Origin of the sequence: Hymenobacter caeli (genome assembly GCF_013294115.1) — a bacterium.
Taxonomy (GTDB): domain Bacteria; phylum Bacteroidota; class Bacteroidia; order Cytophagales; family Hymenobacteraceae; genus Hymenobacter; species Hymenobacter caeli.
In genome coordinates, this window is the sequence record NZ_JABSNP010000004.1 from 278,460 (window position 1) to 292,049 (window position 13,590).

Annotated in this window: 9 protein-coding genes; 6 read left to right on the plus strand and 3 right to left on the minus strand. The window is 63.2% G+C overall.

Annotated elements, in window-relative coordinates:
* Positions 1-27: 27 nt before the first annotated feature.
* From HNP98_RS06530 to HNP98_RS06540, 3 genes are all read right to left on the minus strand, one after another.
* Positions 28-1,221, minus strand: coding sequence for an acetate/propionate family kinase (locus HNP98_RS06530; protein ID WP_173809232.1), 1,194 nt, complete (start codon positions 1,219-1,221; stop codon positions 28-30).
* A 179-nt stretch (positions 1,222-1,400) separates the two neighbouring features.
* The gene (gene pta, locus HNP98_RS06535; RefSeq protein WP_173809233.1) at positions 1,401-3,494 is read right to left on the minus strand and encodes a phosphate acetyltransferase; all 2,094 of its coding nucleotides are present in this window, start codon (positions 3,492-3,494) and stop codon (positions 1,401-1,403) included.
* A gap of 196 nt (positions 3,495-3,690) precedes the next feature.
* Complete coding sequence (locus HNP98_RS06540) at positions 3,691-4,842, minus strand: formimidoylglutamase (protein WP_173809234.1); 1,152 nt, start codon at positions 4,840-4,842, stop codon at positions 3,691-3,693.
* 177 nt (positions 4,843-5,019) lie between these two features.
* On the opposite strand from HNP98_RS06540, the gene HNP98_RS06545 reads away from it, so the two are divergent.
* From HNP98_RS06545 to HNP98_RS06570, 6 genes are all read left to right on the plus strand, one after another.
* Entirely contained in the window at positions 5,020-6,795 is a 1,776-nt protein-coding gene (locus tag HNP98_RS06545; RefSeq protein ID WP_173809235.1) for an AMP-dependent synthetase/ligase, read from the plus strand.
* A gap of 142 nt (positions 6,796-6,937) precedes the next feature.
* A complete protein-coding gene (locus HNP98_RS06550) occupies positions 6,938-7,414 on the plus strand; it encodes a MarR family winged helix-turn-helix transcriptional regulator (RefSeq protein ID WP_173809236.1) in 477 nt (158 codons plus the stop codon).
* A gap of 46 nt (positions 7,415-7,460) precedes the next feature.
* The gene (locus tag HNP98_RS06555; protein WP_173809237.1) at positions 7,461-9,869 is read left to right on the plus strand and encodes a 3-hydroxyacyl-CoA dehydrogenase/enoyl-CoA hydratase family protein; all 2,409 of its coding nucleotides are present in this window, start codon (positions 7,461-7,463) and stop codon (positions 9,867-9,869) included.
* 97 nt (positions 9,870-9,966) lie between these two features.
* Complete coding sequence (locus HNP98_RS06560) at positions 9,967-11,151, plus strand: acetyl-CoA C-acyltransferase (RefSeq protein ID WP_173809238.1); 1,185 nt, start codon at positions 9,967-9,969, stop codon at positions 11,149-11,151.
* A 127-nt stretch (positions 11,152-11,278) separates the two neighbouring features.
* The gene (locus HNP98_RS06565) at positions 11,279-11,626 is read left to right on the plus strand and encodes a 50S ribosome-binding protein YggL (protein WP_173809239.1); all 348 of its coding nucleotides are present in this window, start codon (positions 11,279-11,281) and stop codon (positions 11,624-11,626) included.
* A gap of 164 nt (positions 11,627-11,790) precedes the next feature.
* Positions 11,791-13,578 carry an acyl-CoA dehydrogenase family protein gene (locus tag HNP98_RS06570; protein WP_173809240.1) on the plus strand — a complete coding sequence of 596 codons (1,788 nt, stop codon included), beginning with the start codon at positions 11,791-11,793 and terminating at the stop codon, positions 13,576-13,578.
* Positions 13,579-13,590: the final 12 nt, after the last annotated feature.

The window sequence follows — 13,590 nt, forward strand, 5'->3', positions numbered from 1 at the left end:
GGGAAACTACGCAGTGGGGTAGAGGCGCTACAGCGTGGCGCACTGCCGGGCAATTTCCAGCTCCTCGTTGGTCGGAATGACCAGAATCCGGACCCGCGACGCGGGCTGGCTAATGTCGCGCAAGCCCGGGGTGCAGGCCTCGTTCCGGGCCGCGTCCAGCGCCAGGCCGAAAAACTCCAGGTCCTGGCAGGCGCGGTCCCGCACCAGGGCATCGTTCTCGCCCACCCCGGCCGTGAACACGATGGCATCGAGCCCGTTGAGCACCGCCGCGTAGGCCCCGATGTACTGGCGGATGCGGTAGGCGTAGATGTCCAGGGCCAGCGCGGCGCGCGCGTCGCCGGCCGCCAGGGCCCGCCCCACGTCGCGCAGGTCGTTGGAGCCGGCGAGGCCCAGCATCCCGCTTTCCTTGTTCAGCAGCGTGCCTACCTGCTCCGTGGTATAGCCCAGGGGCCCCAGCAGGTGCAGCAGCACCGAGGGGTCGAGGTCACCCGAGCGGGTGCCCATCACCAGGCCGGCGAGCGGGCTGAAGCCCATGCTGGTATCGAGGGAGCGGCCGCCGCGCACCGCCGCCATGCTGCACCCGTTGCCGAGGTGAACGGTGATGAGCCGGGCGTCGGGGTTTTGCAAGTACTTGGCGGCCTGGCCCGCTACGTACTGGTGGCTGGTGCCGTGGAAGCCGTATTTGCGGATGCGCTGCTCGGTGTAAAGCGCCGTGGGTAGCGCGTAGCGAAACGCATATTCGGGCAGCGTCTGGTGAAACGCCGTGTCGAACACCGCCACCTGCCGGGCCCCCGGAAACAGCCGCTCCGCCACCTCAATGCCCTGGTAGTTGGCCGGGTTATGCAGCGGGGCCAGCCCGAACAGTTCCTTGATTTTCGCCTTCACCGCCGCGTCAACGAGCGTGGGCCCCGTGAAGGCCTCGCCACCGTGCACCACCCGGTGGCCCACTATACCCACTTCTGCCGGGGCCCGAATAACGGCCCCGGGCCCGTCCGTCAGCAGGCGCACCACTTCGCGCAAACCGGCCTCGTAGTCGGGTACGGCCAGGGTGCGGTGCAGGGCCTCCGCCGGGGCCCCCACGCCGAATACCCGGTGCGTGATTTCGGCCTCCGCCGAGCCAATGCGCTCCACCAACCCGCTGCACAGCGGCTGCTCATCGGGCCAGTTGAACAGCTGGTACTTAAGGGAGCTGCTACCAGAATTAACGACGAAGATGTTCATGCGGGAGGAAGGCGGTGAGGTAACAAATAGAACGTTATAATGAATGCATTTAGACCGTCATGCTGAGCGCAGCCGAAGCATCTCTACCGCAGCAGTAATCATAGTTACTCAGCGGGAGAGATGCTTCGGCTGCGCTCAGCATGACCGTTTTGATTTTATCTTAATGAGCTAAACACCGTTCAGCCCTGCTGGCTCTGAATCGCGGTAATCACCACCGTGTTAAACACGTCGTCCACGGTGCAGCCGCGGCTGAGGTCGTTCACGGGCTTGTTCAGGCCTTGCAGCACCGGGCCGATGGCCAGGGCCCCGGTTTCGCGCTGCACGGCTTTGTAGGTGTTGTTGCCAGTGTTCAGGTCGGGGAAGATGAAGACGCTGGCCTGGCCGGCCACCTCCGAGTCGGGCAGCTTCTGGCGGCCCACCAGCGGGTCCACGGCCGCGTCGTACTGGATGGGGCCCTCCACTTTCAACTCGGGCCGCAGCTGGCGCACCAGCGCGGTGGCCTGGCGCACCTTCTCCACGTCGGCCCCCGCGCCCGAGGTGCCCGACGAGTACGAGAGCATGGCCACCCGCGGCTCGATGCCGAACGCCAGGCTGCTGTCGGCCGAGGAAATGGCAATTTCGGCCAGCTGCTCGGCCGTGGGGTTGGGGTTCACGGCACAGTCGCCGAACACGGCCACCCGGTCGGGCAGGCACATGAAAAACACCGACGACACCACCGATACGCCCGGCTTGGTTTTGATGAACTGCAAGGCCGGCCGAATCGTGTGCTGCGTGGTGTGCACCGCCCCCGACACCATGCCGTCTGCCTGGCCCCGGTACACCATCATCGAGCCGAAGTACGACACGTCGCGCAGCAGGTCGCGGGCCATGTCGTGGTTCACGCCCTTGTCCTTGCGCAGCTCGTAAAACGTCTCCACGTAATCGGCGTAGTACGCCGATTCCACCGGGTCGACGATGGTCAAGTGGCCGGCGGGCAGGCTGATGCCCAGGCGCTTGGCGGCGGCGGCCACGTCGGCGGGGTTGCCCAGGATGGTCAGGTCCACGATGTCTTGCTGGAGCAGCAGCGCGGCGGCCCGCAGCACCCGGTCGTCGTTGCCCTCGGGCAGCACGATGTGGCGGCGCTGGCGCTTGGCCCATTGCAGCAGCCGGTACTGGAACATGTGCGGCGTGAGGCCCACCGACTGGAAGCCGGCCAGCTTTTCTTCCAGGGCCCGCACGTCCACGTGGCGCTCGAAGGTGCTGATGGCCAGCTGAATCTTTTTCGGGTTGTCGGGCGTGATGCGCGAGCGGATGGCCCCCACGCGGGTGGTGGTGGCAAACGTACCGGTGGCCACGGCCAGAATGGGCACCACGCCCGGCAGCCCGTCGAGCAGGCGCACCACGGCCGCGTCGGGCTCGCCGCGGGCCGTGAGCACGATGCCCGCCACGCGCGGGTAGTTGGCCGACTGGTGGGCTTGCAGGGCGCAGAGGATGATGTCGCCGCGGTCGGCGGGCGTCACAATCAGTACGTTGTCGGTGAGGTAGTTGAGAAAGTTGGGCACCTGCATGGCCCCGATGATGTAGTTGTCCACCTGGTTGTCGAGGCCCGCCGCGCCGAACAGCAGCCGCCCGTCCAGCCCGGCCTGAATTTCGCGCATGGTGGGGTGCAGCAGGTCGGCATCTTCGGGGATGACGGCCAGCAGCACGTCGGCCGGCAGCTGGCTGTGCAGCAGGGCCCGCACGTCGTCGGCCTGGGCGGGCGGCACGCGGTTGGCCACGGCCAGCAGCACCGGCACCTCGCGGGCCTCGAAGCTGTGCAGCAGCGTGAGCACCGCGCTGATAATCTGGGCCGTGCTCTTGCCCTCGCCCGAGGCCACCAGGATGACCGGCACGCCCAGGTTTTTGGCAATCGACACGTTGGCGTCGAACTCAAAAGCCGTCCCGGCCCCCAGGAAGTCGCTGCCCTCCACCACCGTGAAGTCGTAGTCGTCCTCCCACCGCTTGAACTTGCGGATGATGGCGTCGATCATGGCTCCCTCCGCGCCGGCCTCCATCAGCCGCAGGGCCTCGGGCCGCGTGTAGGCGTAGGTATCGGCCACGGCCAGCGGCAGCTTGAAATGGCGCATCATCACGTCCAGGTGCGCGTCGAGGCGCTCCACCGGGTCGTTGTCGATGATGGGCTTGAAGTAGCCCACCTTGCGGGCCTGCCCCAGCAGCAGGTTCACCAGTCCCAGCGCTACAAGTGACTTGCCGCTGTAGGGCTCGGCGGTGGCAATGAAAACGGCTTTCGTCATGAGTAGCTAACGCAGCGGCGGGGGCTGGCGTTGGGCTGGGTTTTGGGGCCCCGGGGTAACCTCACGAGACCCCTACGGGGCGGGCCCCTCTCCCGCGGAGAGGGGTGCGTTCAAGCTGCTTGTTCAATTCACAACGGTCAGGTACTGGCACCCCTCTCCGCAGGAGAGGGGCCCGCCCCGTAGGGGTCTCGTGAGGTTACCCCAGCAGCGCCTGCAACCGAATCCAGCGCTCGGGCAGGTCGCCCTGCGAGGCGTGGAGGTAGTCTTCGTACGAGCACGGCACCACGCGCTTCACGGCGCTGTCGCCCAGGCTTTCCACCTCCATCCACCACTTCTCGGCCCGGCGCGACTTGTAGAACACGAGCTTGTCGGGGTTGCCGGGCAGCACCACGGTGTAGGTGAGGAAGCGGTAGGTGCCGAAGCCGGTTTCGGGCCGGCGGTGGTAAAAGCCTTCCACGAAGTACCAGAGCATGGTGGCCAGCGCGGCGGCGGCCAGGCCGTGGGCATCGTGCTCGGGCCGGTAGCCGTAGAGGCCCAGCGACGTGAGCTGCTCGCTGTGCCCGGCGTACCAGCACAGCTGGGTAGCATCGTCGGCGCTCAGGCCGAAGGGGTTGGCGGGGGCGTAGCCGGGGGCGTCGGGCCAGCGCACGGCCGCCAGGTCGATGCTCAGGAAATCGGCCTGGCGCACCAGCGGCTCGGCCTGGCGCCGGTCGGTGCGGATGGCCCCCACGCTCATCGTGTCGAAGTGCATCTTCTCCAGGGCCACCAGCACCTCGGGCGGCGTGAGGTACTGCTGGTGGCCCAGGTGGGCCAGGCTGAACACGTAGTTGGGCTCGTGCACCAGCAGGCGGCGCAGGTGGCTGGTTTCGGGGGCGGTGGCGGGGCCCGGCTCGGCCATGTCGGGGCGGGCGTCCACCACGGCAAAGCTCACCGGCCGCTCCTGGGTTTCGTAGGCCAGGAACTGCCCGTAGTCGAGGTCGTGCGAGCCGCCCAGCAGCACGGGCACGGTGTTGGCGTCGAGCAGCGCGGCCACGATTTCGCGCAGCCGCTGGTAGGTATCGTCCAGCGTGAGGCCGGGGCGCAGGTTGCCCAGGTCCACGAGCCGCAGGGCTCCGGTGCCTTTCTGCAACTGGTAAAATCGCTCGCGCACGCGGTTGGCCCCGTGGTGGCCGGCGGGCGGGGCCCCCGCGGCGCTGCCGCGCCACTCGTCGAGGCCCAGGATGGCCAGGTCGGCCCCGCGCCAGTCGGGGAAGGTTTCGGTGAAGCGGGCGGCGTAAGCCGCCAGGGCGGTGGGGGAGGCCGGGTGCTCGTCGTCGGCGAGCGGGTCAAAAAACAGGGCCAGGTTCATGGAAGCGCAAAAAGGCGGGAGCGCGAAATTACTCCTCCCCGGCACGGCCGCCGCATCATTTGGCCGGTCGGGGCGGGGTAGAAGGTCGGCAAGCCGACTACCTGCCGCTCATCTAATCAAAAAAGCTCGTTTATTTATCCACGATTTCACCCCGCCAAAGCCTTATCCCACCCGCTGATGGACGTTCGCCGCTCTTTCGATATCCTGCCCTACCAACTCGCCAAGTTCCCCAAGGCCGACGCCCTGGCCGCCAAAATCGACGGCCAGTGGACGCCCACCAGCACCCAGCAGGCCCAGGACCAGATTAACCTGGTCAGCCTTGGCCTGGTGGCCCTGGGCCTGCAGCGCGGCGACAAAGTGGCCCTCATCAGCCTCAACCGGCCCGAGTGGCTGCTGGCCGACTTCGGCATCGCCCAAATCGGCGGCACCAGCGTGCCCATGTACCCCAGCATTACGGTCGAGGACTACAAGTACATCTTCACCGACGCCGGCGTGAAGGCGGTGTTCGTGTCCGACGAAAAGCTGTTTCACAAGGTGCAGGAGGCCACGGCGGGCCTGAACATCCCGGCCGCCAACGTTTTCACGTTTGATAAAGTCGCGGGGGCCCGCCATTTCAGCGAGCTGCTGGAACTGGGAAAAAAGGGCCAGGCCGCCGATTTGGAGCCCCTGAAAGCCGCCGTGGAGCCCGGCGACCTGATGACCCTGATTTACACCAGCGGCACCACCGGCCAGCCCAAGGGCGTGATGCTCAGCCACGACAACCTGCTCAGCAACTGCCGCAACTCCAAGCGGTTCGTGCCCGTCAACGAGCACGACAAGGCCCTGAGCTTCCTGCCGCTGTGCCACATCTTCGAGCGCATGGTGACGTATTTGTACATGATGAGCGGCGTGAGCATTTATTACGCCGAGAGCATGGAAACCATCGCCGAAAACCTGCGCGAGGTGAAGCCCGAAATCTTCACCACCGTGCCGCGCCTGCTCGAAAAAGTGTACGACCGCATCGTGGCCAAGGGCCACGAGCAAACCGGCGTCAAGCACAAGCTTTTCTTCTGGGCCCTGGACCTGGGCCTGAAATTCGACACCCAGAAAAACCAGGGCTTTGTGTACAACACCGAGCTGGCGCTGGCCAATAAACTCATCTTCAGCAAGTGGCGCGAGGCGCTGGGCGGCAACCTGCGCTGCATCGTGAGCGGCGGCGGGGCCCTGCAGCCGCGCCTGGCCCGGGTGTTCTGGGCGGCCGGCATCCGCGTGATGGAGGGCTACGGCCTCACCGAAACCTCGCCCGTGATTGCCGTGAACGGCTACGAGCCCCGCGACAACCTGATTGGCACCGTGGGGCCCCTCATCGAGAACATGAAAGTGCGCATCGCGGCCGACGGCGAAATCCTCACCAAGTCGTCGTCCGTGATGCTGGGCTACTACAACAAGCCCGACCTCACCGCCGAAACCATCGACGCCGACGGCTGGCTGCACACCGGCGACATCGGCGAACTGGTAGATGGCCGGTTCCTGAAAATCACCGACCGCAAAAAGGAAATGTTCAAGACGTCGGGCGGCAAGTACATTGCCCCGCAAGTCATTGAGGGCAAGCTCAAGGAAGACCCGCTCATCGAGCAGGCCATGGTGGTGGGGGCCGACCAGAAGTTTCCCGCCGCGCTGGTCGTCCCGTCCTTCGCCGACCTGCGGGGCTGGTGCAAGCGCCACGGTGTGCCCGAGGCATCCGACGCGGAAATCATTAAAAACGAGAAAGTTGTGGATCTGTACGAGGGCCTGGTAAAAAAGTACAACCAGAGTTTCGCGCAGTGGGAGCAGGTGAAGCGCATCGTGCTCCTGCCCGAGCAGTGGACCGTAGAAAGCGGCGAGATGACGCCCACCATGAAGGTGAAGCGCAAGGTGATAACGGAGAAAAACAAGGCGCTAATCGAAGGCTTGTATAAGCAAAGCGCGGTATGATGCGCCCGGACCACGGGCACGTGCGGCCCAGCCCGGCCGCCGATTGAGCCAGGCAGCTAATCCTGCGGGCCCAAAAGTTCTGCCATAAGTAGTATGCAAGCCTAACAAATCCTTTGTAAGTTTACTGCCCTTATCCACTCGTATGAAACCCGAAGAAACCGTCGATTACAACATCAAAGTGGCCTGGCACGCCATTTCGCGGATGTACAACAACCAGGCGGCCCAGAACGACATCACCACCAGCATCGGCTTCGTGCTGCTGAACATCGACCAGGAAAACGGCATCCCGGCCACCAAAATCGCGCCGCTGCTGGGCCTCGAAACCCGCAGCCTCACGCGCATCCTGCGCAGCATGGAAGAGCAGGGCCTGATTTACAAGCAGGCCGACACCCAGGACAAACGCTCGGTGCGCATCTTCCTGACGGCCCTGGGCTTGGAGAAAAAGGAAGTTTCGCGTCAGACCGTGCGCCACTTCAACCAGAAGGTGCGCGAGAAAATCCCGCAGGCCCAACTCGACGTGTTCCTGAAAGTAGCCGCCCAAATCACCGGCATGATTGAGGGCAAAACCCTGTTCGACGGCTTCGAATTGAAGCCGCTGCTCCAGGAAAAACCCGCTTAGCACCGTTCTCAAGTCACGCATTCGCCCACCCAGTCCTTTGAACTGAATGAAACGAACCATCAAGAAAGTTGCCGTCCTCGGCTCCGGCGTCATGGGCGCGCGCATCGCCTGCCACTTCGCCAACATCGGCGTGCAGGTGCTGCTGCTCGACATCGCCCCCAAAGACCTGCTGCCCGCCGAAGAAGCCAAGGGCTTGAAGCTGGACGCACCCGCCGTGCGCAACCGCATCGTAAATACTGCGCTCCAGGCCGCAATCGTTGCCAACCCCTCGCCGCTCTATCGCAAAGCCGACGCCAGCCGCATCAAAACCGGCAACTTCGACGACAACCTCAAGGAAATTGCCGGCTGCGACTGGACGATTGAGGTGGTTGTGGAGCGGCTCGACATCAAGAAGAGCCTTTACGAGCGGGTGGAGCAGTTTCGTAAGAAGGGCACGCTCATTACGAGCAACACCTCAGGCATTCCCATTCACCTGCTGGCCGAGGGCCGTTCCGACGACTTCCGCCGAAACTTTGCCGGCACGCACTTCTTCAACCCGCCGCGCTACCTGAAGCTGCTCGAAATCATCCCGACGCCGGAAACCGCGCCGGACGTGGTGGATTTCCTGGTGCACTACGGCGACCTGTACCTGGGCAAAACCACCGTGCTGGCCAAGGACACGCCCGGCTTCATCGCCAACCGCGTGGGCGTGTTCGCCCTGCTCGACGGCATGAAAACCATGCAAAAGCTGGGCCTGACGGTGGAAGAAACCGACAAGCTGACGGGCCCCGTGATTGGCCACGCCAAATCGGCCACGCTGCGCACCTCCGACGTGGTGGGCCTCGACACGACCATCAACGTGGCCAACGGCCTAGCCCAGGGCCTGCCCCACGACGAGGCCAAGGACGTGTTCGAGCTGCCCGATTTCATCCAGAAGATGGGCGAGAGCAAGTGGCTGGGCGACAAAACCGGCCAGGGCTTCTATAAGAAAGTGAAGGGCGAGGGCGGCAAGTCGGAAATCTACGCCCTGGACTTGGCCACAATGGAGTACAAGCCGAGCCAGAAAGTAAAATTTGCCACGCTGGAAGCCACCAAAACCATCGAGAAGCTGGCCGACCGCTTCAAGGTGCTGGTGGCCGGCAAAGACAAGGCCGGCGAGTTTTACCGCCTGAGCTTCGGGGGCCTCTTCGCCTACGTGAGCAACCGCGTGCCCGAAATTGCCGACCAGCTTCACAAGATTGACGACGCCCTGCGCGCCGGCTTCGGCTGGGAACTGGGCCCCTTCGAAACCTGGGACGCGCTGGGCGTGCAGGCCGGCATCGACCTGGCCCAGGCTGCCGGCCGCACCGTGGCCCCGTGGGTGACGGAAATGCTGGCCGCCGGCCACGCCACCTTCTACAAGGTGAGCGCCGCGGGCGTGCGGGAGTTTTACGACATTGCGAGCAAGCAGTACCAGCCCGTTTCGGGCGTGGAGAATTTCATCATCCTCGACAACCTGCGGGCCAGCGGCAAGGTGCTGTGGCACAACGCCGGGGCCTCGGTTATCGACCTCGGCGACGGGATTCTGAACGTGGAGTTCCACTCCAAAATGAACTCGCTGGGCCAGGACGTGATTCTGGGCCTGCTGAAAGGCGTGGAGATGGCCGAAAACGGCTACCGCGGCCTCGTGGTGGGCAACGACGGCCCCAACTTCTCGGCCGGGGCCAACCTGGGCCTGGTGTACATGCAGGCCCTGGAGCAGGAGTTTGACGAGCTGAACCTGATGATTCAGCAGTTCCAGCAGGCCATGATGCGGATGCGCTACAGCAGCATCCCGGTGGTGGGCACCCCGCACGGCCTCACGCTGGGCGGCGGCTGCGAGCTAAACCTGCACTGCGACAAAGTGGTGGCCGCGGCCGAGTCCTACATCGGCCTCGTCGAGTTCGGCGTGGGCCTGATACCGGGCGGCGGCGGCACCAAAGAAATGACGCTGCGCACCGCCGCCAAGTACGAAGACGGCGAGCCGGAATTCAACCTGCTGCGCAACACCTACATGACCATCAGCACGGCCAAAGTATCCACCTCCGCCGCCGAAGCCTTCGACCTGGGCTTCCTGCGCCGGGGCGACGAAGTGGTGCTGAATGCCAACCGCGTCATCGCCCAGGCCAAGTCCGCCGCCCTGGAGCTGGCCGATGCCGGCTACTCGCAGCCCACCCAAAAAACCAACGTCAAGGTGCACGGCAAGGGGGCCCTGGCCATGTTCCGCACCGGCGTGTACGCCATGCAGCAGGGCAACTACATCTCGAAGCACGACGAGTTGATTGCCAACAAGCTGGCCTACGTGATGTGCGGCGGCGACCTGAGTGCGCCCACCGAAGTGAGCGAGCAATACCTGCTGGATTTGGAGCGCGATGCGTTTTTGAGTCTCTGCGGGGAGCGCAAGACGCTGGAGCGGATTCAGAGCATCCTCACCACTGGCAAGCCGCTGCGTAATTAATTATTTCGCACAGAGTTCACCGAGTTAGGAAGAGTTTTTTTCTGTGAAACTCGGTGAAACTCTGTGAACTCCGTGCGATAAACCCTCTAGCATCATCATGACCCAAACCGCCTATATCGTCGCCGGCTACCGCACCGCCGTCGGCAAAGCCCCCCGGGGCGTCTTCCGCTTCACCCGCCCCGACGACCTCGCCGCCGAGGTTATCAAGCACCTCGTCAAGTCGGTGCCGGCGCTGGACCCTAGCCGCGTGGACGACGTGATTGTGGGCAACGCCGTGCCCGAGGCCGAGCAGGGCCTGCAAATGGGCCGCCTCATCTCGCTGCTGGCGCTGCCCATCAACGTGCCGGGCCTCATCGTGAACCGCTACTGCGGCTCGGGCGTTGAAACCATCGCCATGGCCGTGGGCAAAATCACGGCCGGCATGGCCGAGTGCATCATCGCCGGCGGTACCGAAAGCATGAGCATGGTGCCCACCGTGGGCTGGAAAACGGTGCCCAACTACAAGCTCGCCAACGAGCACCCCGACTACTACATGGGCATGGGCCTGACGGCCGAAGCCGTGGCCCAGGACTACAAAATCTCGCGCCAGGACCAGGACGAATTCTCCTACGCCTCGCACCAGAAGGCCATCAAGGCCATTGCCGCCGGCAAGTTCAAGAAGAGCATCGTGCCTATTACGGTCGAGGAAACCTACCTCGACCAAGCCACCGGTAAGAAGAAAAACCGCTCCTACGTGGTGGACACCGACGAGGGCCCCCGCGCCGATACCTCGGTGGAGGCCCTGGCCAAGCTGCGCCCCGTGTTCGCCGCCAACGGCAGCGTCACGGCCGGTAATTCCTCTCAAACCTCCGACGGCGCGGCCTTCGTGCTGGTGATGAGCGAGCGGATGGTAAAGGAGCTGAACCTGGAGCCCATTGCCCGCATGGTCACCTACGCCACCGAGGGCGTCGACCCGCGCATCATGGGCATGGGCCCCATCAAGGCCGTGCCGAAAGCCCTCAAGCAAGCCGGCATGAAGCTGGAAGACATCGACCTGTTCGAGCTAAACGAGGCCTTCGCCTCGCAGAGCCTGGCCGTGGTGCGCGAGCTGGGCATCAATGCCGAAAAGCTGAACGTGAACGGCGGGGCCATTGCCCTGGGCCACCCGCTGGGCTGCTCGGGGGCCAAGCTCTCCATCCAATTGTTCGACGAGCTACGCGACCGGGGCCAGAAGTACGGCATCGTAACCGCCTGCGTGGGCGGCGGCCAGGGCGTGGCGGGTATTTATGAGTTGCTGAAGTAAGGCCCTGCTCCGTCTGAATCGTCTGTCATGCTGACGAAAGAAGCATCTTATCAGGTTTGCATAACTGTTGTGCTACTTTGACAAGATGCTTTCTCCGTCAGCATGACAGACGATTTTAGCTGAAATCATGAAAAAGCGACTGCGCAAGAAGCTGCGGCTTCAGGAGTTTCAGTACGATGGATTCGCCGTTTGCCTTAAATTGAACTTGGCCGACGATGATGAGACTAGATTGCCCTTTTGGCAAAAAATGGAAGCAGCTATTGAATCGCAAGGCTTGTACGTGATTGGGAGGGCGGATGATTTCTGGGTTATGACGAATTACAACCTTGTCCCTGTTCCCGCTATTAGGGAATCTGACCGCCATTGGATGAGAGACTGGATAGTACAACAGCCTGAGATTGCTCATTATCGAGTTCGCACCCCGTCTTATACTTGGTATCCGTGTTACGACCATAATGAAGCAGATTCAGATTAGAAAATTCTTAGCTATTGAGATTCTTACTTGGTTAAATAGTAGGCACGCCTAACATTTCTTCTTATCTTGCAGTATCAAATCCCGGGTCCCGCTGTTTGCCATAATAGTAGGCGTGCCTAACACTTTCCAAGTTCCATCCCTCAATTCTTCACTCAACAACCGTCATGGAAGTATCCCAAAAAGCTGTCGTGAAGGGCGGCGAATTCATCATCAAGCCGACCGATGCGCAGGACGTTTTCACGCCGGCCGATTTTAGCGAAGAGCAGCGGCTGATGCACCAAACCTGCCTGGACTTCGTGGCGCAGGAAGTAACGCCGCTGCTGGAGCGCCTCGACAACCACGAGGAGGGCCTCATGCGCGGGCTGATGGAGAAAGCCGGCCAGCAAGGCCTGTTTGGGGTGAGCATTCCCGAGCAGTTCGGGGGCCTGGACATGGACTTCCCCACGGCGCTGCGCGTGACGGAAGGCGTGGGCGGCGGCCACTCGTTCCCGGTGGCCTTCGCGGCCCACACGGGCATCGCCATGCTGCCCATCCTGTACTTCGGCAACGACGCGCAGAAGGAAAAATACCTGCCCGGCCTCACCGACGGCACCCTGATGGGGGCCTACTGCCTCACCGAGCCCGGCTCGGGCTCCGACGCGCTGGGGGCCAAAACCAAGGCCGTGCTCAACGCCGAAGGCACCCACTACGTGCTGAACGGCCAGAAAATGTGGATTACCAACGCCGGCTTTGCCGACGTGTTCATCGTGTTTGCCAAGATTGACGGGGAGCTGTTCACCGGTTTTATCGTGGACAAAGACACGCCCGGCCTGAGCCTCGGCAACGAGGAGCACAAGATGGGCATCAAGGGCAGCAGCACCCGCCAAGTGTTCTTCTCCGATGCGCAGGTGCCCAAGGAAAACGTGCTGGGCGAGATTGGCAAGGGCCACCTCATCGCCTTCAACGTGCTCAACATCGGCCGCATCAAGCTGGCCGCCGCCTGCCTGGGCGGGGCCAAAGGCGCAGCCATCCAAAGCATTAAGTACGCCAACGAGCGGGTGCAGTTCAAGCTGCCCATCAGCAAGTTCGGCGCCATTCGCTACAAGCTGGCCCAGCAGGCCATTCGCATGTACGCCGTGGAATCGGCCATTTACCGCGCCGGCGACGACATCTACCGCATGGAGCAACGGCTGCTGGCCGAGGGCAAGGGCAGCAACGAAGCCCTGCTCGGGGCCGCCCGCGAATTCGCCGTGGAGTGCGCCATGCTGAAAGTAGAAGGCTCGGAAGTGCTCGACTACGTGGTGGACGAAGGCGTGCAGATTTTTGGGGGCTACGGCTTCTCGGCCGACTACCCGATGGACCGCGCCTACCGCGACTCGCGCATCAACCGCATCTTCGAGGGCACCAACGAAATCAACCGCATGCTGGCGGTGGACATGATTTTGAAGAAGGGCCTGAAGGGCGAAATCGACCTGATGGGCCCTGCCCAAGCCGTGCAGCAGGAGCTGCTGGCCATCCCGAGCATGGGCGAGAGCGACGACTCGCCGTTTGCCGCCGAGAAGAAGTCCATCGCCAACCTTAAGAAAGCCATCCTGATGGTGGCCGGCACGGCCGTGCAGAAGTACACGGCCACGCTCGCCAAAGAGCAGGAAGTGCTGACCAACATCGCCGACATGGCCATCAAAACCTACGTGGCGGAAAGCACCCTGCTGCGCGTGGAAAAAGAGATTTCCACCAAAGGCGAGGAGGCCCTGAGCCGCGAGCTGGACATGGCCCGCGTGTACCTCTCCGATACCGTTGACATTGTGGAGAAAGCTGCCAAAGAAGCCATTGCCAGCATGAGTGAAGGCGACGAGCAGCGCCTGCTGGTGATGGGCCTCAAGCGCTTCATCAAGGCCGACCTCTTCAATGTGAAAGACGCCCGCCGCCGCGTGGCCGCCGGCCTGATTGAGGCCAACGATTATATTTACTAGTACCCAAACGCT